Annotated in this window: 17 protein-coding genes and 1 pseudogene; 6 read left to right on the top strand and 12 right to left on the bottom strand. The window is 74.4% G+C overall.

What is annotated here, in order from left to right:
• Positions 1-113: 113 nt before the first annotated feature.
• Both MUU72_RS13850 and bldG read right to left on the bottom strand, forming a co-directional pair.
• Positions 114-554 (bottom strand): ATP-binding protein, encoded by a 441-nt coding sequence (locus tag MUU72_RS13850; RefSeq protein ID WP_248013520.1) that lies wholly within the window; start codon positions 552-554, stop codon positions 114-116.
• A 108-nt stretch (positions 555-662) separates the two neighbouring features.
• Complete coding sequence (bldG, locus tag MUU72_RS13845; protein ID WP_004571875.1) at positions 663-1,004, bottom strand: anti-sigma factor antagonist BldG; 342 nt, start codon at positions 1,002-1,004, stop codon at positions 663-665.
• A 160-nt stretch (positions 1,005-1,164) separates the two neighbouring features.
• Here bldG and sftH point away from each other — a divergent pair, with 160 nt between their 5' ends.
• Positions 1,165-3,525, top strand: a complete 2,361-nt coding sequence (gene sftH / locus MUU72_RS13840) for a DEAD/DEAH box helicase (RefSeq protein ID WP_248013519.1) — start codon at positions 1,165-1,167, stop codon at positions 3,523-3,525.
• A 117-nt stretch (positions 3,526-3,642) separates the two neighbouring features.
• On the opposite strand, the pseudogene MUU72_RS13835 reads toward sftH, so the two are convergent.
• The 8 genes and pseudogenes from MUU72_RS13835 to ssd all read right to left on the bottom strand — a co-directional run.
• Positions 3,643-3,867: pseudogene (locus MUU72_RS13835) on the bottom strand (Rv3654c family TadE-like protein); the annotation flags it as partial.
• A 28-nt stretch (positions 3,868-3,895) separates the two neighbouring features.
• The gene (locus tag MUU72_RS13830; protein WP_248013518.1) at positions 3,896-4,264 is read right to left on the bottom strand and encodes a TadE family type IV pilus minor pilin; all 369 of its coding nucleotides are present in this window, start codon (positions 4,262-4,264) and stop codon (positions 3,896-3,898) included.
• Positions 4,251-4,439 carry a DUF4244 domain-containing protein gene (locus tag MUU72_RS13825; protein WP_248013517.1) on the bottom strand — a complete coding sequence of 63 codons (189 nt, stop codon included), beginning with the start codon at positions 4,437-4,439 and terminating at the stop codon, positions 4,251-4,253. The genes MUU72_RS13830 and MUU72_RS13825 overlap by 14 nt, the downstream gene beginning before the upstream one ends.
• A 329-nt stretch (positions 4,440-4,768) precedes the next feature.
• Positions 4,769-5,620: a type II secretion system F family protein gene (locus tag MUU72_RS13820; protein WP_248013516.1), complete on the bottom strand. Its 852-nt coding sequence runs from the start codon at positions 5,618-5,620 to the stop codon at positions 4,769-4,771.
• A complete protein-coding gene (locus MUU72_RS13815; RefSeq protein ID WP_248013515.1) occupies positions 5,617-6,579 on the bottom strand; it encodes a type II secretion system F family protein in 963 nt (320 codons plus the stop codon). Before MUU72_RS13815 ends, MUU72_RS13820 begins: the two co-directional genes overlap by 4 nt.
• 17 nt (positions 6,580-6,596) lie before the next feature.
• The gene (locus MUU72_RS13810) at positions 6,597-7,754 is read right to left on the bottom strand and encodes a TadA family conjugal transfer-associated ATPase (RefSeq protein WP_248013514.1); all 1,158 of its coding nucleotides are present in this window, start codon (positions 7,752-7,754) and stop codon (positions 6,597-6,599) included.
• The gene (locus MUU72_RS13805) at positions 7,751-7,948 is read right to left on the bottom strand and encodes a hypothetical protein (RefSeq protein ID WP_248013513.1); all 198 of its coding nucleotides are present in this window, start codon (positions 7,946-7,948) and stop codon (positions 7,751-7,753) included. Before MUU72_RS13805 ends, MUU72_RS13810 begins: the two co-directional genes overlap by 4 nt.
• A complete protein-coding gene (ssd, locus tag MUU72_RS13800; RefSeq protein WP_248013512.1) occupies positions 7,945-9,096 on the bottom strand; it encodes a septum site-determining protein Ssd in 1,152 nt (383 codons plus the stop codon). Before ssd ends, MUU72_RS13805 begins: the two co-directional genes overlap by 4 nt.
• Before the next feature lie 500 nt (positions 9,097-9,596).
• On the opposite strand from ssd, the gene MUU72_RS13795 reads away from it, so the two are divergent.
• A complete protein-coding gene (locus MUU72_RS13795; RefSeq protein ID WP_248013511.1) occupies positions 9,597-10,517 on the top strand; it encodes an HAD family hydrolase in 921 nt (306 codons plus the stop codon).
• 266 nt (positions 10,518-10,783) lie between these two features.
• Here MUU72_RS13795 and MUU72_RS13790 read toward each other — a convergent pair whose 3' ends face one another.
• Positions 10,784-11,641, bottom strand: coding sequence for a Fic family protein (locus MUU72_RS13790; RefSeq protein WP_248013510.1), 858 nt, complete (start codon positions 11,639-11,641; stop codon positions 10,784-10,786).
• A gap of 101 nt (positions 11,642-11,742) precedes the next feature.
• On the opposite strand from MUU72_RS13790, the gene MUU72_RS13785 reads away from it, so the two are divergent.
• Positions 11,743-12,729 carry an ATP-binding protein gene (locus MUU72_RS13785; protein WP_248013509.1) on the top strand — a complete coding sequence of 329 codons (987 nt, stop codon included), beginning with the start codon at positions 11,743-11,745 and terminating at the stop codon, positions 12,727-12,729.
• Here MUU72_RS13785 and MUU72_RS13780 read toward each other — a convergent pair.
• Positions 12,710-13,978 (bottom strand): hypothetical protein, encoded by a 1,269-nt coding sequence (locus MUU72_RS13780; protein WP_248013508.1) that lies wholly within the window; start codon positions 13,976-13,978, stop codon positions 12,710-12,712. The two genes, MUU72_RS13785 and MUU72_RS13780, sit on opposite strands and share 20 nt — an antisense overlap.
• Before the next feature lie 318 nt (positions 13,979-14,296).
• Here MUU72_RS13780 and MUU72_RS13775 point away from each other — a divergent pair, with 318 nt between their 5' ends.
• From MUU72_RS13775 to nhaA, 3 genes are all read left to right on the top strand, one after another.
• The gene (locus MUU72_RS13775) at positions 14,297-16,615 is read left to right on the top strand and encodes a bifunctional SulP family inorganic anion transporter/carbonic anhydrase (protein WP_248013507.1); all 2,319 of its coding nucleotides are present in this window, start codon (positions 14,297-14,299) and stop codon (positions 16,613-16,615) included.
• 146 nt (positions 16,616-16,761) lie between these two features.
• The gene (gene acs, locus MUU72_RS13770) at positions 16,762-18,723 is read left to right on the top strand and encodes an acetate--CoA ligase (RefSeq protein ID WP_248013506.1); all 1,962 of its coding nucleotides are present in this window, start codon (positions 16,762-16,764) and stop codon (positions 18,721-18,723) included.
• Between the two features lie 323 nt (positions 18,724-19,046).
• Positions 19,047-20,441 carry a Na+/H+ antiporter NhaA gene (gene nhaA / locus MUU72_RS13765; RefSeq protein WP_372503100.1) on the top strand — a complete coding sequence of 465 codons (1,395 nt, stop codon included), beginning with the start codon at positions 19,047-19,049 and terminating at the stop codon, positions 20,439-20,441.
• Positions 20,442-20,468 lie beyond the last annotated feature (27 nt).

The raw sequence follows: 20,468 nt of genomic DNA, 5'->3' as shown, positions 1-20,468 counted from the left end.
AAAAGATCAGAACCGCCCGCCCCGCAGGCACCGCGCTCCGCCCGCTACGCGGCGTCCGGCGTCGGCTACGGCTACGGCTACGGCTACGGCTACGGCTACGGCTACGGCTACGGCTACGGCAGGATCGGCGCCGCGTGCGCGGGCCAGCTCATCCGGATGCGCCCGCCGCCCTCGCCGGAGGTCACCTCGACATCGTCGACCAGCCCGCTGATCACCGCGAGGCCCATCTCGTCCTCGCCCTCGGCGTCGCTCTCACCGGCGCCCGCGGACTCCTCGCCGCCGGCGGCCGCGGCCGCGCCGGAACCGGTGACCTCGTCCCCCACCTCGATCGAGAACTTCTTCTCGTCCTCGATCAGCACCACCCGCACCGGCGCCGAGAGGCCGTGGCTCTCGTGCAGTCCCACGGCCCGGCTGCACGCCTCACCCACGGCGAGCCGCACCTCGTCCAGCACGGCCTCGTCCACTCCGGCGCGCCGCGCCACGGCAGCCGCGACCAGACGCGCGGTCCGGACGTGCTCGGGAAGGGCGCTGAAGCGTAGTTCGACGGTGGCCATGCCATCCCCCTCGTGATGCGGGCGTGCGACGCGGGGGGCCGGACGGACGCGCCCGGTACCCCCACTCCTTCCACCCCCGCGCCCGCGGCGCGGGGGACCGGCGAACCGTCAGTCAGTGGCTGCGACGGCTTCGTCGACCGAGGTGTGGATCGGGAACACCTTGGTCAGACCGGTGATACGGAAGATCTTGAGAATGCGCTCCTGGTTGCAGACCAGGCGCAGCGAGCCCTCGTGGGCACGCACCCGCTTGAGCCCGCCGACCAGGACGCCGAGCCCGGTGGAGTCCAGGAAGTCGACACGTTCCATGTCCACCACGAGGTGGTAGCTTCCGTCGTTCACAAGCTCGACCAGCTGCTCGCGCAGCTTGGGCGCGGTGTATACATCAATCTCGCCACCGACCTCGACGACCGTACGGTCGCCAACGGTCCGGGTCGACAGGGACAGGTCCACGGATCCTCCAGCACCTTGCTATCGAGCGGTCGCCCCCCTGGGGCCTCCCCACCGAGGTAGGGGCGGATCGGCAGCCGCCATGGCATTCAATCACTTACCAGCAGGCGTGCACGACGCCTTGTGAGCATTGTCCGTCACACCGGTGACACACTCGGTGCCGATGGCCTCCAATCGACTTCCGCCGGACCGTGGCGCGCGCACTTCCCCAGGCATGATTCTCGACCGTCTCGCCCGGGGCGCGACCCGCGCTGCGCGCATCACTCATACGGAGCACTTGCCCCCGCGCATCGGGACCCATGCCGAATGGCCGGCACGGATCCGGCCGGAAGTGATCGACGCCATCCGTTCGGCCGGAATCGAGCGCCCCTGGGCCCACCAGGCACAGACGTCCGAACACGCGCTGCGCGGCGAATCGGTCGTGGTGGCCACCGGCACCGCCTCCGGCAAGTCGCTGGCGTACCTGGCGCCGGTCCTCTCGGGGCTGCTGGACGGCTCCGAGGCCCCGAACGGGCGGGGGGTCACGGCCCTGTACCTGGCGCCCACCAAGGCCCTGGCGGCCGACCAGCGGCGGGCCGTGCGCGAGCTGGCCGCCCCCCTGGGCACCGCCGTGCGGGCCGCCGTCTACGACGGCGACACCCCGGTGGAGGAGCGCGAGTGGGTCCGCCAGTACGCCAACTACGTGCTGACCAACCCGGACATGCTGCACCGCGGCATCCTCCCGGCCCACCCCCGCTGGTCCTCCTTCCTGCGCGCCCTGCGCTATGTCGTCATCGACGAGTGCCACACCTACCGCGGCGTCTTCGGCTCGCACGTCGCGCAGGTGATCCGCCGGCTCCGCCGGGTCTGCGCCCGCTACGGCGCCGAGCCGGTCTTCCTGCTGGCCTCCGCCACCGCCGCGGAACCGGCGCAGGCCGCCTCCCGGCTCACCGGCCTGCCCGTGGCGGAGATCACGCAGGACGCCTCCCCGCGCGGCGAGTTGGTCTTCGCGCTGTGGGAGCCGCCGCTGACCGAACTGCACGGCGAGCAGGGCGCCCCGGTCCGCCGCACCGCCACCGCCGAGACCGCCGACCTGCTCACCGACCTCGCCGTCCAGGGCGTGCGGACCGTCGCCTTCGTCCGCTCCCGGCGCGGCGCCGAACTCATCGCGCTGATCGCGCAGGAGCGGCTCGCGGAGGTGGACCGCTCGCTGCCCGGGCGGATCGCCGCGTACCGGGGCGGTTATCTGCCCGAGGAGCGCCGGGCCCTCGAACGCGCCCTGCACAGCGGCGAGCTGCTCGGCCTGGCCGCCACCACCGCGCTGGAGCTGGGCGTGGACGTCTCCGGCCTCGACGCCGTGGTGATCGCCGGCTATCCGGGCACCCGCGCCTCCCTGTGGCAGCAGGCCGGCCGGGCGGGCCGGGCCGGGCAGGGCGCGCTGGCCGTCCTGGTGGCCCGCGACGACCCGCTGGACACCTACCTCGTCCACCACCCCGAGGCGCTGTTCGACCGGCCCGTCGAGTCGACCGTGCTCGACCCGGACAACCCGTACGTGCTCGCCCCGCACCTCTGCGCGGCGGCCGCCGAACTCCCCCTCACCGAGGCCGACTTCGCCCTCTTCGGCCCGGAGACGGAAGGGCTGCTGCCCCAGCTGGTGGCCGCGAACCTGCTGCGCCGGCGTACCAGCGCCTGGTACTGGACGCGCCGCGAGCGGGCCGCCGACCTCACCGACATCCGCGGCCAGGGCGGCTCGCCCGTCCAGATCGTGGAGGCCGGCACCGGGCGGCTGCTGGGCACCGTGGACGCCGCGGCGGCGCACACCACCGTCCACGAGGGTGCGGTCCACCTCCACCAGGGCCGCAGCTATCTCGTCCGCCATCTGGACCTGGCGGACGACGTCGCCCTCGTGGAGGAGGCCAGTCCGCCCTACTCCACGACCGCCCGCGACACCACCGCGATCTCCATCCTGGAGACCGACACCGAGGTGCCCTGGGGCGGGGCCCGGCTGTGCTTCGGCTCCGTCGAGGTCACCAACCAGGTCGTCTCCTTCCTGCGCCGCAAGCTGATCACCGGCGAAGTCCTGGGCGAGACCAAGCTCGACCTGCCGCCCCGTACGCTGCGCACCCGCGCGGTGTGGTGGACGGTCACCGAGGACCAGCTCGACGCGGCCCGGGTCAACCCCCAGCAGCTCGGCGGCGCGCTGCACGCCGCGGAACACGCCTCCATCGGGATGCTGCCGCTGTTCGCCACCTGCGACCGCTGGGACATCGGCGGCGTCTCCGTCCCGCTGCACCCGGACACCCTGCTGCCGACGGTCTTCGTCTACGACGGCCACCCCGGCGGCGCGGGCTTCGCCGAACGCGCCTTCCACACGGCCGCGGACTGGCTCACCGCCACCCGCAGCGCCATCGCCGCCTGCGAGTGCGAGGCCGGCTGCCCGTCCTGCATCCAGTCCCCCAAGTGCGGCAACGGCAACGACCCGCTGCACAAACGGGGCGCCATCCGCCTCCTGACCGAACTCCTCCGCGGCGCCCCGGCCGCCTAGGACGCGGGCGCGGACCGGTACTCCCGGCACCCGCCCGGCGTCCGGCGCGCCCGAGGCGGGCCCCGCGCGGGCCCGCACCCGGGCGGTGAACGGACCGCCGCCGGCCTCGGCCGTGACATCGGCGACCGGACCGGCCAGCGCGCACCGCACCAGGCGGGTGTGCTGCGCGGCGGCGACCCGGCGCGCGGCGGCGCAGGCCGCGGCCGGGCCCCGGAGCGCCCGGTCCGCGGCGGCCAGCGCCGCCAGGTCCGCGGCCCCGCCCGCCCGGTGCCGGGCCGTAACGGCCTGTCCGACGGCCATCAGCGCCGCGAAGACCGCGCAGAGCGCCGCCGCCGCGCACACCGTCCACACCGTCGCCGAGCCCGCGTCGTCACACCGTTTCCTCCGCAAGGGCCACCGCCTCTCCCCGGACCCGCAGCGCCAGCCGGCCCATCCCGGGCAGCCCGGCCTCGACCCGCACGCGCACCAGCTCGCCGTCCCGCTCCATCGCGATCCGCGCGCCTTCCGGGGCCGCCCGGCGCGCCGCGGCGAGCACCCCCGCGGGGGGTTCCTGCCGCGCCGCGGCCCGCGCCCCGGCCCGCGCGGCGTCCACGCAGGCGATCCGGGCGCAGGCGGCCACCAGCCCCCAGATCAGCGCCGCCGCGACCGCCACCAGAACCGGCAGCACCACGGCCGCCTCCGCGGTCACGAACCCGGCGTCCCGCGTCCGCGGGCGCCCCCGCGCCTCAGAACGGCACATCGAGGGCCCGCTGGAGTACCGACCGCAGCGCCGCGGCCACCGGTCCGCTCGTCACGAGCTTGTAGAGCACCGCCGCGAACGCACACGCGGCGAGCGTCCCCACGGCGTACTCCGCGGTGCTCATCCCGCGATCGGACCGCGCCGTCCGCACCCGCTTCCACCACTGACGGAACATCTCCTGCCTCCTTGGCCTCGCTGAATCGACGAATGAAACGAACGAACGAATGGGTGAATGAGTGAACGAGTGAATGAGTGAAGGGGTGAAGGGGTGAAGGGGTGAGTTGAGGGGCGATGCCCCACCCATTAGCCGATGATTCGTTGATTGCTGCCTCGCTACGCCGTTGTATCGAAGGGTTGACGGGGTGACTGACCCGGGAATCGATCGCCTGCTGTGGTGCCGGGCCGCTGCGCTGCCGGGCCGCCGCGCCGGGGCTCGTCGGGGTGACCGGCCGCCCCTGCCGGCCGCACCGGACACCGCGGGCCCCACTCCCCCAGCCCCAGGTCTCACTCACCTCCCAGCAGTCCGCCCGCCAGGCCGATCAGGACCGGGGCCAGGCCCAGGACCAGGAAGGCCGGGAGGAAGCAGCCGGACAGCGGGAGGGTGACCAGCACCCCGGCCCGGCGGGCCTTCGCGGCGGCGGCACGGGCCCGGTCGGCGCGCAGGCCGGCCGCGATCCGGGCGGCCGGTTCGACGGCCGGGGCCCCCGATATCCCGGCGCGCTCCAGGCACCGGGCCAGCTCCCCGGCCCCGGGCAACTCCGCAAGGCGCCCCCAGACCGCGGCCGGTTCACCGCCCAGTCGGAGCTCCGCCGCGATGTGGCGCAGCCGTTCGGCGACCGTGCCGTCCAGGGAGCGGCCCACCGCCTCGGCCGCCGCCCGCGGGCCGGCCCCGGCCGCCAGACAGGCCGCCAGCAGCTCACCGGCCGGGGCCAGTTCGGCGGCCGCCCGTGCGGCGGCCACCCGGCCGGCCGCCGCGGCCCGCTGCCACCGCAGCCAGCGGTGCGCGGCCCAGCCGACGAGGAGCCCGGCCGGCACCCCGGCGACGCCGCCCAGCAGCACCGCCACGCACCCGGCCACCGCCGCCGGTCCGGCCCACTCCGTCAGCCGGCCGTCCCGCGGTGCGCCGTCCCGGCCCGCTCGCGGCCTCCCCCGCCGGGCCCGACCCGGCCACCGCGCCCGGCCGCGCACGCGCTCCTCGCCGCCGTACGGGCCCCCTGCGGCGTCCGCCAGCACACCCGGCGCCCGCCGCCGTACGGCCCGCCGCGCGCGCACCGGCCGGATCAGCTCCGGTCCGTACCGCACGGCCGCCGCGACCGCCACCGCCGTCCCCACCCTGTGGACAACCTCCGGGCTCACCGCACCCACCTCCCCTTCCCTTGCACGTCCGTCCCTCCGCTTCCGCTTCCGCCCCCGCTGCCGTGCCCCGGCGCGGCCGGCTCGTCCGACGCGTCCGCGACGATCCGGGCCGTCCAGACCACCCCGCCCCACTCCAGGAGCCCGCCGACGAGCAGGCAGCCCCACCCGGCGGGGGTGTGCAGCAGCACGCCGAGGGGGTCGGCGCCCAGCGCCCCGCCCATCAGGAGCCCGCCCGCCGGCAGCAGCGCGAGCATCAGGGCGGTGGCCCGCGGCCCGGCCAACTGCGCGTGCAGCTCCTCGCGTTGGTCCCGCCGGGCGGCGAGTCCGGCGGCGATCCGCTCCAGTCCGCGGGCCAGTCCGGCACCGCCCTCCACCGCCACCTGCCAGCACGCCGCCGCCGCGGCCAGTCCCTCGGCGCCCGGCGTGCGCGCGGCCGCCCGCAGGGCGCCGGGCACGTCCCCGCCGTAACGGGCGGCCGCCAGCACCGCCGGTCCGGCCTCGCCCAGCCCCGGCGCCCCGGCGGCGACCAGGGCCCGGTCCGGTTGCCGGCCCGCCCGCAGCTCCCCCGCGACCGCCCCGCAGAACCGGATCACCGCCGCGGCCCGCCGGTCGGCCGCCCGCCGCCGGTCCCGCGCGGCCAGCCACCTGCGGACGGCGACCAGGGCCACCGGCGCGGCCAGCACCGGCAGCACCGACCGCCCCAGCAGCCCCAGTGCGAGCCCGGCAGGCAGGCACCACAGTTCGGCCCCGGCCTCCCCGCAGCGCCCGAAGCGCCACCGGCGCCCCTCCCCGCCGCCGGCCCGCCCGGCGATCCACTCCCGCAGCGCCGCACCGCGCCCCTGAGCGGACCCCGCCGCGCCATCGCCCAGGACCGCCGCCGTCCGCCGCCGCAGGGCCCGCGCCCGCCGCGCCCACGGCACCAGCAGCACCGCGCACCCCGCCACGGCTGCGGCCGCCACCGGTCCCGCCCCGCCCGTCAGCACCCCTCCCCACCCCTCTCGCACAGCCGCGCCAGCCGCTCCCAGCCGGGCGCCTCCTGGAACCCCTGCGGGCTCCACACCGCCGCCGGCACCGTTCGCACGAAGCCGTCCCGGTCCCGCTCCAGGACGTGGACCTCGGCGATCCGCCGCCGCCCGGAGCGGTCCCGTACGAGGTGCAGCACGACCGACAGCGCCGCCGCCAGCTGGCTGTGCAGCGCGGCCCGGTCCAGCCCGGCGGTGGAGCCGAGCGCCTCCAGCCGGGCCGGTACGTCGCAGGCTGCGTTGGCGTGGACCGTGCCGCAGCCGCCCTCGTGGCCCGTATTGAGGGCCGCCAGCAGGTCGGTCACCTCGGGCCCGCGCACCTCGCCGACCACCAGCCGGTCCGGCCGCATCCGCAGCGCCTGCCGCACGAGGTCCCGCAGCGTCACCCGGCCCGCGCCCTCCTGGTTGGCCGGCCGGGTCTCCAGCCGGACGACGTGCGGGTGGTCCGGGCGCAGCTCCGCGGAGTCCTCGGCCAGGACGATCCGCTCGGCCGGGCCGACCAGCCCGAGCAGGGCGCTCAGCAAGGTGGTCTTGCCCGAGCCCGTACCCCCGCTGACCAGGAACGACAGCCGGGCCGCCAGCAGCGCGCGGAGCAGCCGGCCGCCGCCCGGCGGGACCGTGCCGGCCGCCTCCAGCTCCGGGAGCGCGAAGGCCCGGGGCCGCAGCACCCGCAGCGACAGGCACGTCCCGGCCACGGCCACCGGGGGCAGCACGGCGTGCAGCCGGGTGCCGTCCGGGAGCCGGGCGTCCACCCAGGGGCGGGCGTCGTCCAGCCGCCGCCCGGCGACCGCCGCCAGCCTGCGGGCGAGCCGGCGCACCTCCGCCTCGTCCCGGAAGCGGACGGGGGTGCGCTCCGGTCCGGCGCCCCGGTCCACCCAGACCGCGTCCGGCGCGGTCACCAGGACGTCCGTCACCTCGGGCGCGGCCAGCAGCGGTTCCAGGGGCCCGCTGCCCACCATCTCCGAGCGCAACGCGCCCACCACACCGAGCACTTCGGCGTCCCCGAGGAGCCGCCCCTCCTCGCGCAGGGCCACCGCCACCCGGGCCGGTGTCGGCTCCGCCCCCGCCTCGGCGAGCCGCCGGCGCACCCCGTCGAGCAGTTCCCGGCTCATCCCGCACCACCGCCTCCGGCGAGCACCCCGGCCCGTACGGGCCCGAAGGCGTCCACCGCGTCCCGGCTGCGGCGGGACCACCAGCCCGCGCCGCAGCGCAGCCCGTCCCGCCACCAGTCCCCGAACCGCGGGCCCCGGCGGTCCCCGGCCGCCCGGCCCCGATACCCCGGCCCTCCGGCCGTCCACCGCGTCATCGCACCGCACCCCCCGCCCCCGGCCCGTCCCCCCGGCCCGCGGCCCCGGCGGCCACCGCGCCGGGCCCTCCGCCGCCCTCGCCGCGCACCCGTGCCCAGAACCCGGCGCAGAACCGCGCCAGCGGCCCCCGCGCCCGCATGCCGGGCGCCAGTCCCCGCGCCAGGTCGTCCGGCAACCCGGCCTCCCAGGGGAGCTCACCCGCCAGCGGCAGTCCCAGCAGGCGCGCGATCTCGTCCGCCGCGGGCCCGCCGCCGTGCCCCGGTCCCGGGGGCCCGCAGGCCACCACCCGGACGTCGTCGAGGACCGCCCGCACCCCGTCGGCCACCCGGCGCGCCGCGGCCACCGCGCGCAACTCCGCGGGGACGACCAGCAGCACGGTGTCCACCTGGGCCAGCGCTTCGGCCGCCGCCCCGTCCACCCGGCGCGGCAGGTCGAGCACCACCACCCCGCCGCGCCGCCGGGCGGCGGCCAGCACCGCCCGCACGGCCGGCGGCGGAACGTCCACCTCCGCGCCCCGGTCCCAGCTGAGCACCCGTAACGCGTGCAGCCGCGGCAGCGACGCGGCGAGCGCACCGCCGGCCACCCGGCCGCGGGACTCGGCGAAGGCGGGCCAGCGCAGGCCCTTCTCCTGCTCGCCGCCGAGCAGTACGTCCAGCCCGCCGCCCAGGGGGTCGCCGTCCACGAGCAGGGTCCGCTCCCCGGTGCGGGCGGCGGTGACGGCCAGCGCCGCCGCCAGGGTGCTCGCCCCGGCGCCGCCGCGGCCCCCGATGACGCCGACCGTCAGGGCCGGCGCCCCGGCGCCCTCGGCCGCGTCGGCGATCCGGTCCACCAGCCAGCGCTCGCCCTCGGGGAGGGACAGCACCCGCTCGGCACCGATGGCCACGGCCTGGCGGAGCACCGCGACCTCGTCCGCCTCCCGGCCGGCGATGACGACGCCCGCGCGGCGCGCGCTCCCGGTCAGCCGGGCGGCGCAGTCGGCGCCGACGATCACCAGCGGCGGCCTTTCCCACTCCGCGGTGCGGCGGGGCGGGTGGTGCGCCACCTCGGGCAGCGCGCCGGCCGCCGCGCAGAGCCGCAGGAGGTCGTCGAGGAGCTCTTCGTCCTCGGTGATCAGCAGCGGCCCGTCCCGCTCTTCACCGCTTCGCACCGGCTGGTCGGAAGGAGATGATCCGGACACGTTCTGTCCCCCTGTCGCTACGCAACTCGCACTTCCGCGAACTTCGCGGACTTTCACGGTGCAGCGATCGGGAAATCTTTGTGGATCTTGATCCAAATCTGTGGACAACTCCGCGCCTGTGAATATCCCCGTCACCTATTCCAGCGACGGGGACCAACTCCTGAGACTCCTGTGAAGCCTCCGCAGAGCAGTCCGACGACTACCCTCAGTGATGGCATATGCATGACAGAGCGGCCCGCCTGCGCGGCACGGAACGGCGCCGGATCATGGGCTGGGGACGGAAAACGCGTCCGGACATGCGACGACCCCCGCCGGGGGGGAGAGCGGGGGTCGTCTCCACGGCCGACTCGGGGGGGGAGGAGCCGGACCGGGTTAGCACGGTCGCGAACGATCCGTGACTTCCATGGTGTACCCGAGAGCCTTCTCAGGCAAACCCACGCGCCACACCTTACGCCGAATGGTGGGCGCCTATGCTCGCCCCCGTGGAAAACCACTCCGTGCCTCACTCGACGCCCCGTACTGCCGCGTTCTTCGACTTGGACAAGACCGTCATTGCAAAGTCGAGCACGCTGACCTTCAGCAAGCCCTTCTACCAAGGCGGCCTGATCAATCGGCGGGCCGTACTGCGGACCGCGTACGCCCAGTTCGTGTTCCTCGCGGGCGGCGCCGATCACGACCAGATGGAGCGGATGCGCGAATATCTCTCCTCGCTGTGCCGCGGCTGGGATGTGGCCCAGGTCCGCGAGATCGTCGCCGAAACACTGCACGATCTCATCGACCCGATCATTTATGACGAGGCCGCCTCGCTCATCGAGGAACACCACGCGGCCGGCCGGGATGTCGTGATCGTCTCGACCTCCGGCGCCGAGGTCGTCGAACCGATCGGCGAACTCCTGGGCGCCGACCGGGTCGTGGCTACCAGAATGGTCGTCGGCGAGGACGGCCGCTTCACCGGGGAGGTGGAGTATTACGCGTACGGCCCCACGAAGGCGGAAGCCGTCCGGGAACTGGCCGCCTCCGAGGGATACGACCTGAGGCGCTGCTACGCGTACAGCGACTCGATCACCGACGTGCCGATGCTGGAGGCCGTCGGCCACCCCTGCGCGGTCAATCCGGACCGGGCGCTGCGCCGCGAGGCGGTCGCCCGCGGCTGGCCGGTGCGCACCTTCAGCCGGCCGGTCCCGCTGAAGAAGCGGCTGCCCACCCTGGCCATGCCCTCGCGCCCGGTGCTCACCGCCATGGCGGCGGTCGGCGCGGCCGCCGCCACCGCCACGCTGGTCTGGTACGCCAGCCGCCGCAATACGGGAAAGAAACGCCTTGCCGTAATGCCCGCATTTGCGGCCAAACGTAAAGATCTGCGGGCCGGGCTACCGCTCACCCTCCAGGAGTAGTACAAAGGACTTAACGGCCCGCGAGACCAAGGACATCCGAGAGGAACGCCTTTAACGCATCACGGCCCACGGACCGATGCATGAATGCCGGGCACCCACGCGACGCCGACCCGTCGATTACGGGCCAGCCGCACCAGGTAAGCGGACAACGAATCCGACCTGATGGGCGACAATTCGAGCACGCCTGGTAACCCGGCAGACATGCCAGCGGCGGTACCGCAGGGTTGGTACCGCCGCACCCCGTGTCCGGGCCCGGCCGGGCGCCGTCAGGCCGCCCCGCGCTGGAGCGCCTCGCAGACCGCCGTGCTCTCCCGCACCCCCAGCTCCACCGCGCGCCCGCAGTGCGCGATCCACTCCGCCACGCCGTCCGGAGTGCCCGACACATACGCCCCCAGGGCCGCCGCGTAGGCCGCGCTCCCCTGTTCCGCGTGGCCGACCTCGGCCGGGCAGATCGACTTGGGGTCCAGGCCGCTGCCGACCAGCACGATCCGTTCCGCCGCCCGCGCGACCAGCCCGTTGCACGAGCCGAACGGCCGCAGCGCGAGGAGTTCGCCGTGCACCACCGCGGCGGTCACCAGGGCCGGTGCCGCGGTGCCCGCCAGGAGGAGCCGGGCCAGCCCGTCCAGCCGCCCGGCGACCTCGTCGGCGTCCGGCAGCGGCAGGTCGATCAACGGCTCGTCCACCGGCTCGGTGCCCAGCCGGGGGCGGCCCACGGCCTCGTCGTCCGCGCCGCCGCCGGCCGCGACCAGGTGCAGCCGGGCCAGCACCTGGAGCGGCGACTGCCGCCACACGCTGAGGAGTTGGCCCGCCTCGGCGGTCAGCCGCAGCGCCGCGCCGACCGTGCGCGGCTCGCCACCGGCCCCGAAGTCGCTGCGCCGCCGGATCTCTTCGAGCGCCCAGTCGGCCCCGGAGAGCGCCGCCGAGGCGCGCGCCCCGCGCAGCGCCGCCTCCGAGGTGACCTCGGTGCCGCGGCGCCGCATGATGCGGTGCCCGTAGACCCGGTCGACGGCCTTGCGGACACGGTCCACGGAGTCGGCGACCCCCGGGAGCGACGCCAGGGCCGCGAGCGGGTCGTTGCTCGCCTGGGGTGGTTCGGGGGGCGTCCCCCGGGAGATTCCAGCCATGGGGACGACCCTACGCACCACCGGGCCGGACCCCTCGAAGGAGTGGTCTTCTTCACGCAAACCCCCTGCCGAGAGGTTCGCCACACCTACGCTTGCTGAATATGAAGATCGCTTTCGTGGGCAAGGGCGGCAGTGGCAAGACCACGCTGTCCTCCCTGTTCATCCGGCACCTCGCCGCGGCCCGGGTCCCCGTCATCGCGGTGGACGCCGACATCAACCAGCACCTGGGCGTCGCGCTCGGCATGGACGAGGCGGAGGCCGCCGCGCTGCCCGCGATGGGTGCCCATCTCCCGTTGATCAAGGACTACTTGCGTGGCGAGAACCCCCGCATCCCGTCCGCCGAGACGATGATCAAGACGACCCCGCCCGGCGAGGGCTCGCGGCTGCTGCGGATCTGCGAGGACAACCCGGTCTACGACGCCTGCGCCCGGCAGGTGGCCCTCGACGACGGGGCGGTGCGCCTGATGGCCACCGGCCCGTTCACCGAGTCCGACCTGGGCGTGGCCTGCTACCACTCCAAGGTCGGCGCGGTCGAGCTGTGCCTGAACCACCTGGTGGACGGCCGGGAGGAGTACGTGGTCGTCGACATGACCGCGGGCTCCGACTCGTTCGCCTCCGGGATGTTCACCCGCTTCGACATGACCTTCCTGGTCGCCGAGCCGACCCGCAAGGGCGTCGCCGTCTACCGCCAGTACAAGCAGTACGCGCGGGACTTCGGCGTCCCGTTGAAGGTGGTGGGCAACAAGGTCCAGGGCGCCGACGACCTGGCGTTCCTGCGCGCCGAGGTGGGCGAGGACCTGCTGGTGTGCGTGGGGCAATCGGAGTGGGTGCGCGCCAGGGAGAAGGGGCGCGCGACCCCCTTCGCCCTCCTGGAGGAGGCCGACCGCCGGGCCCTCGCGACGCTGCACGACACCGCCGACGCCGCCTACGGGCGGCGCGACTGGGAGCGCTACACCCGCCAGATGGTCCACTTCCACCTGAAGAACGCCGAGAGCTGGGGGAACGCGAAGACGGGCGCCGACCTGGCGGCCCAGGTCGACCCCGCCTTCGTGCTCTTCGAAGGGGCGGCTACCCCGCAACCGGCATGATCCGCGCGGCCGGCGCCGGACCGGACGCCTCCGGGGTGCCCGAGAGGTACGCCGCCCACCCGTCCTCCGGTGCCCGGCCGACCGGCAGTTCCTGAAGCCTGGCCAGCACCTCCGGGTCCTGGGCGTCCAGCCAGTCGCTCAGCTGCTTGAAGCTGACGCACCGCACGCCCTCACGGGGGCAGATGTCCTTGATCGCTTCCTCGACGGCCCGCATGTACGTGCCGCCGTTCCAGGACTCGAAGTGGTCGCCGACGAACAGCGGTGCGCGGTTGCCGTGGTACGCGCGGTCGAAGGCGTCCAGGATGCCGTCGCGCATCTGCCGGCCCCAGGTGGCGTGCATGGCGCGGTCGCCGTGGGTGGAACCGGACTGGTTGGCCAGGAAGTTGTAGTCCATCGAGAGGGTCTCGAAGTCCCGGCCGGGGAACGGTATCTCCTGGAGCGGGAAGTCCCACAGGCCGCCGGTCTTCCGCGGCCAGACCTGGAGGCCGCCCGCCGAGCTGGCGTCGTAGCGGAAGCCCATCTCCCGGGCGGCGGGGAGCAGATTGCGCTGGCCCTCCAAGCAGGGCGCCCGGCCGCCGACCAGCTCCCTGCCGTAGTCGAACGGCAGCGGCGGTTCGTTCCTGAGGCCGGCGTTGGTCTTCCAGTTCCGGACGAAGGAGACGGCCTGCGCTATCTCGCTGCGCCAGTCCTCCGGCGTCCAGCTGCCCACCCCGTCGCGGCCACAGAAGTGGCCGTTGAAGTGGGTGCCTATCTCGTTGCCGTCCTCCCAGGCGCCGCGCATCTGGGCCACGGTGTCCTTGATCCCCCGGACGTCGTTGAAGCCGATCGCCGAGGAGCCGGGCTCGTGCCCGGGCGGCTCGTAGAGCTCCGCCTTGTCACTGGGGAGGAGGTAGACGCCGCTGAGGAAGTACGTCATCGTCGCGCGGTACTTCTTGCCGACGGCGCGGAAGTGCGAGAACAGCTTCTGGCCGTCCTCGCCGGCGCCGTCCCAGGAGAAGACCACGAACTGCGGTGGCTTCCCGCCGGGCTTCAGGCGCGCGGGTACGGGCTGGTGGGGCTGGGCCCCGGTGTACGCGGTGGAGCCGTCGCCTATGAGGTGGACGGTGCGGGTGGCCGGCGCCTGGGGCTGTGCGCGCCCCTTGCCGGGGTTCCGCGGCGGGGATTCCTGGGTGGCCGCGGAACAGCCGGCTATCGCCGCCAGCGCCACCGCCGCCGCGATGCGCACCGTCGTCTTCGATATGACCGCCATCAGCCACCTCATTCCTGGTGCAAAGCGCACCATTTGGGCCAAGCAGGACAAGCCTGCCGAAACGCATTTATCCATTGACGGGTCACCAAAGAGGCACGGCAAAAGTCGTCTTATTCACTCGATAGATGGAATGACTGCGCCGTATGCCCAAAATGCCTTCTCAGGGGCTTTACGTGTCATTACGATTCGTTTACCGATGCTTGAGAGTCATCGGCCGGTCACCCTTCGCGACATCCGCCGGCCCGGCTCGCTCCCGCCGCAGTACACCGCCGCCCCGCGGCCGGCCCCGCCGACCGCGCCGCCCCGGAGGAGACGGGAATGACGCAGCTCCAGAAAACGCCGCAGCCGCCGGCCGAGCCGGCTCCCGAGCCCACCGCTCCCGCCCCTTCGGGGCCCCTCGGCGTCCGGCCGGGCGCGGCCTGGCGCGGGGACCTCGCCGCCTCCGCCGTGGTCTTCCTGCTGGCCGTCCCGCTGTCGCTGGGCCTCGCCCTGGCCACCGGGGCGCCGCTCCAGGCCGGACTGGTCGCGGCCGCCGTCGGCGGGATCGTCGCCGGGCTGCTGGGTGGCGCCCCGCTCCAGGTGACCGGCGCCGCCACCGGCCTGCTGGTGGTCACCGGCGATCTCGTCCAGCGCTACGGCTGGCGCGCCACCTGCGCGATCACGGTCCTGGCCGGACTGGCCCAGCTCGCGCTCGGGGCGCTGCGGGTGGCCCGCGCGGCGCTCGCGGTCAGCCCCGCGATCGTGCACGGCATGCTCGCCGGGATCGGCGTCACCATCGCCGTCGGACAGCTCCACGTGGTGCTCGGCGGCAGCGCCGGCAGCTCGGTCCTCGACGACCTGGCCGCACTGCCCGGCCAGTTGGCGCGCCCGCACACCACCGCGCTGCTGATCGGGGCCGTCACGGTGGCGGTGCTGGCCGGCTGGCCGCGGCTGCCGGGGCGCGCCGGCCGCCGGGCCCGGCTGCTGCCGGCACCGCTGGCCGCGGTGCTGTCCGCGACGGCGGTCGGCGCCGGTACGGCGGTGCCGCGTGTCGAGCTGCCGTCCTGGCGGCTGCCGGAGCCGCCCGTACTGCCCCACGCGTCGTTCACGGCGCTGGCCGCGGCGGTGCTGACGGTCACCCTCGTCGCCAGCATGGAGTCGCTGCTGTCCGCGGTGGCCGTGGACCGGCTGGCCGCCGAGCGGCCCGGGCCGCCCCCCGAGCGGCCGCGCCTCAACCGCGAACTGGCCGCCCAGGGCCTGGCCAACGTCGTCTGCGGCCTGGTCGGCGGGCTGCCGGTCTCCGGGGGTGCGATGCGCGGCTCGGCCGGGGTGCGGGCCGGTGCGGTCACCCGCCGGGCCACCGTGCTGCACGGCGTCTGGGTGCTGCTGTGCGCGGGCCTGCTGGCCGGGGCGCTGCGGCTGATCCCGCTGGCCGCGCTGGCCGCCCTGGTGATGGTCGTCGGCGTCCGGATGGTCAGCTTCGCGCATCTGCGGCACGCCCAGCGCCACCGCGAATTCCCGGTCTACGCGGCCACGTTGGGCGCGGTGGTGCTCCTCGGGGTGCTCCAGGGCGTGCTGGCCGGCATCGCGGTCGGGATCTTCCTGGCGTTGCGGCGGCTGACCCACACCCGTGTCGCCGTCATGGCCGAGGACGGCCGCCACCGGGTGCGGGTCAGCGGGCAGTTGACGTTCCTGGCGGTGCCCCGGCTGACCCGGGCGCTGGCCCAGGTGCCACCGGGCGCCGACGCGGTCGTCGAGCTGTACGGGTCGTTCATGGACCACGCCGCCTATGAGGCGCTCCGATCCTGGGCGGCCGCCCACCGGGCGAACGGCGGCACCGCCGAGCTCGGGGGCCGCTCGGGCCGGCCGCCCGCCGAACCGGCCGGTACGCACACCTGCCGGCCCTGGACGCCGTGGCGCAACCACCACTGCACCCGGCCGGCGGCCGGTCCCGCGGCGGAGCACGGGGGTGGCGGGCAACTGCTCGGCGGGGTCAGCGCGTTCCAGCGCCACACCGCGCCCCTGGTGCGCGAGGAGCTGGCCCGGCTGGCGCGGGAGGGCCAGCGGCCCACCCAGCTCTTCCTGACCTGCGCCGATTCCCGGCTGGTGACGAGCATGATCACGTCCAGCGGGCCGGGCGACCTGTTCACCGTGCGCAATGTCGGCAATCTGATGCCGCCGCCCGGCTCCGACGCCTCCTGCGACTCCGTGGCCGCCGCGGTGGAGTACGCGGTCGAGGTGCTGCGGGTCGCTTCGATCACGGTCTGCGGCCACTCCGGCTGCGGTGCCATGGCGGCGCTGCTGGAGGCGGCCGGCTCCCCGCCGCCGTCCGGTGAGGCGACGCCGCTCGCCCGCTGGCTGCGGCACGGCCGCCCGAGCCTGGCCCGGATGGGGCGGATCGGGCGCCTGGGCCGGGGCGAAGTGGCGCTGGCCGGGCGGCCGGTGGCCGACGACCAGGAGCGGCTGGCGCTGGTCAACGTCCGGCAGCAGCTCGACCACCTGCGGGCCCACCCCTGCGTCGCCCGCCGGACGGCCGAGGGGACGCTCACCCTGCACGGCATGTACTTCCACGTCGCCGAGGCCCAGGGGTATCTGCTGGACGAGTCCACCGGGCGGTTCCGGGCGGTCGGCGCGGCCGTCCCGGCGGATGTGGTCTGACCTGCAACGCCACCCGAACGGCCGCGGTACGGCAGGGAATCCCACAGGTCTACACCAATAGTTTTCCACAGCCCTTGTCAGGGTCGGTCGCGGGCTGATGAGCTATGGCCCGGGACACACTGCACGCCCTGGGAATGGGAGAAGTCGTGAGCAACGAAAGCCTGGCCAACCTCCTGAAGGAGGAGCGGCGGTTCGCACCGCCCGCCGAGCTGGCCGCGAACGCCAACGTCACGGCCGCCGCGTACGAAGAGGCCGCGGCGGACCGGCTGGGCTTCTGGGCCGAGCAGGCCAAGCGCCTGACCTGGGAGACCGAGCCCACCGAGATCCTCGACTGGTCGAACCCGCCGTTCGCCAAGTGGTTCGCCGACGGGCAGCTCAACGTCGCCTACAACTGCGTCGACCGCCATGTGGAGAACGGCCTGGGCGACCGGGTCGCGATCCACTTCGAGGGCGAGCCCGGCGACAGCCGCGCGATCACCTACGCCGAGCTCCAGCGCGAGGTCTCCCAGGCCGCCAACGCCCTGATCGAGCTGGGTGTCCGGACCGGCGACCGGGTCGCCATCTACATGCCGATGATCCCGGAGACGGTCATCGCCATGCTGGCCTGCGCCCGTCTGGGCGCACCGCACTCGGTGGTCTTCGGCGGCTTCTCCGCGGACGCCCTGGCCACCCGCATCGACGACGCCGACGCCCGCGTCGTGATCACCGCCGACGGCGGCTACCGCCGCGGCAAGCCGTCCGCCCTCAAGCCGGCCGTCGACGAGGCGCTGACCAAGCCGGGCACGGAGCGCGTCCGCAGCGTGCTGGTCGTCCGCCGCACCGCCCAGGACGTCGGCTGGACCGAGGGCCGGGACGTGTGGTGGCACGACCTCGTGGGGCGGCAGAGCGAGCAGCACACCCCCGAGGCGTTCGACGCCGAGCACCCGCTGTTCATCCTCTACACCTCCGGCACGACGGGTAAGCCCAAGGGCATCCTGCACACCACCGGCGGCTACCTCACCCAGGTCTCGTACACCCACCACGCCGTCTTCGACCTCAAGCCGGAGACCGACGTCTACTGGTGCACCGCCGACGTCGGCTGGGTCACCGGCCACTCGTACATCACCTACGGCCCGCTCTCCAACGGCGCGACCGAGGTGCTCTACGAGGGCACCCCGGACACCCCGCACCAGGGCCGCTGGTGGGAGATCGTCCAGAAGTACGGCGTGACGATCCTCTACACCGCGCCCACCGCGATCCGCGCCTGCATGAAGTGGGGCGACGACATCCCGGCGAAGTTCGACCTGTCGTCGCTGCGCCTGCTGGGGTCGGTGGGCGAGCCGATCAACCCCGAGGCGTGGATCTGGTACCGCAAGCACATCGGGGCGGACCGGACGCCGGTCGTCGACACCTGGTGGCAGACCGAGACCGGTGCGGTGATGCTCAGCCCGCTGCCCGGCGTGACGGAGGCCAAGCCCGGCTCCGCGCAGCGCCCGCTGCCCGGTATCGCGGCCACGGTCGTGGACGACGACGCCAACGAGGTACCCGACGGCGGTGGCGGCTACCTCGTCCTGACCGAGCCCTGGCCGTCGATGCTGCGCACCATCTGGGGCGACGACCAGCGCTACCTGGACACCTACTGGTCCCGCTTCGAGGGCCTCTACTTCGCCGGGGACGGCGCCAAGAAGGACGAGGACGGCGACGTCTGGCTGCTGGGCCGGGTGGACGACGTGATGCTGGTCTCCGGCCACAACATCTCCACCACCGAGGTGGAGTCCGCGCTGGTCTCGCACCCCAAGGTCGCCGAGGCCGCGGTGGTCGGCGCCACCGACCCGCAGACCACGCAGGCCATCTGCGCCTTCGTCATCCTGCGCGGCGGCGCGGCCGAGGAGGAGGGGCTCGTCGAGGAGCTGCGCGCGCACGTCGCCCACCAGCTGGGTCCGATCGCCAAGCCCAAGCGGATCCTGCCGGTCGCGGAGCTGCCGAAGACCCGCTCCGGCAAGATCATGCGCCGGCTGCTGCGCGACGTCGCCGAGAACCGCGCCCTGGGCGATGTCACCACGCTCACCGACTCCTCCGTGATGGAGCTGATCCAGTCCAAGCTGCCGAGCGCACCCAGCGAGGACTGAGGCCGCCGCGGCCGGCTGCCGGAGACCACCGGCGGCCGGCGCACCGCCGCCGTACGCCGCAGGGGCACCGGGCCAGCAGCACCGGTGCCCCTGCGGCGTTCCCGTACCGGACCGCCTCCACCGGGGCCCGGCGCCCCGGTCGGCCCGGCGGCAGCCCGGCGGCCCACCGCCCGAAATGCCCGTAAAGTTATCCGCACGCCTTAACCCCTTGCACCCGCCAGGTAAGGTAATGAGAGCGTCAACGAGGCGCTAAGAAATCTGGGTGCGCCGGGAAGTCTGGTCGGCAACTGCTACAGCCGTACACAGCTGCCGGAGGTCATCGCGTGACTGCGCCCAGCAACCGCCGTTCCATATTCCTCGGCCGGATGCCGCTCCCCGAGCGGAACTACATCGCCGACGCACTGCGCACCGAGACCGTCGGCGGGGTCCTCCTCCTCGTCGCCGCCGTCGCCGCGCTGATCTGGGCCAACACCCTCGGCGGCAGCTACGAGGCGATACGCGGCTTCCACCTCGGCCCGGCCTCGCTGGGCCTCGACCTCTCGCTCCAGCACTGGGCCGCCAACGGCCTGCTCGCGGTCTTCTTCTTCGTCGCCGGTATCGAGCTCAAGCGCGAACTGGTCGCCGGCGAGCTGCGCGATCCCAAGGCCGCCGCGCTCCCGGTGGTCGCCGCGCTCTGCGGCATGGCCACCCCGGCCCTCGTCTACTTCCTGGTCAACACCGCCGGCGGCGGCTCCCTCCAGGGCTGGGCGGTCCCCACCGCCACCGACATCGCCTTCGCGCTCGCCGTCCTCGCGGTGATCGGCACCTCCCTGCCGTCGGCGCTCCGCGCGTTCCTGCTCACCCTCGCCGTCGTCGACGACCTCTTCGCGATCCTGATCATCGCGATCTTCTTCACCTCCCGGCTGAACTTCCTCGCCCTCGGCCTCGCCGTCGCCGGCCTGGCGCTCTTCTACCTCCTGCTCCGCAAGGGCGTCCGCGGCTGGTACGTGTACGTACCGCTGGGCGTGGTGATCTGGGCCCTGATGGAGAACAGCGGGGTGCACGCCACCATCGCCGGGGTGGCCATGGGCCTGATGCTGCGCTGCCACCGCCGCGACGGTGAGGAGCAGTCGCCCGGTGAGCGCATCGAGCACCTGGTGCGCCCGCTGTCGGCGGGGCTGGCGGTGCCGCTGTTCGCGCTGCTGTCCGCGGGGGTGTCCCTCTCCGGCGGCGCGGTCCACGACGTCTTCACCCGGCCGGAGACCCTCGGCGTGGTCCTCGGCCTGATCGTGGGCAAGGCCCTGGGCATCTTCGGCGGCACCTGGTGCACCGCCCGTTTCACCCGCGCCGAGCTCAACCCCGACCTGAAGTGGCCGGACGTCTTCGGCCTGGCCTCCCTGGCCGGCATCGGCTTCACCGTCTCGCTGCTGATCGGCGAGCTGGCCTTCGGCGGCGATCCTGCGCTGACCGGCGAGATCAAGGCGTCGGTGCTGATCGGCTCGCTGCTCGCGGCGGTCTTCGCGGGCGTCCTGCTGAAGATCCGCAACAACAAGTACCGGCGGCTGTGCGAGGAGGAGGATCGGGACGAGGACCAGGACGGCATCCCCGACGTCTACGAACTGGGCCAGCCGGCGTACCACCTGCGGATGGCCGCGATCCACGAGGCGAAGGCCGCCGAGCACCGCCGGCTTGCCGAAATGGCCGCCGACGCCCGCTCCGGAGACGATGGTCCGGCATGATCTGAGAGGCTTTGCATCCAGGCGATG

It is taken from the genome of Streptomyces rhizoryzae (genome assembly GCF_023155275.1).
GTDB lineage: Bacteria > Actinomycetota > Actinomycetes > Streptomycetales > Streptomycetaceae > Streptomyces > Streptomyces rhizoryzae.
Note: the sequence above shows the minus strand (reverse complement) of the source record. Positions and strands in the feature narration are given on the sequence as shown.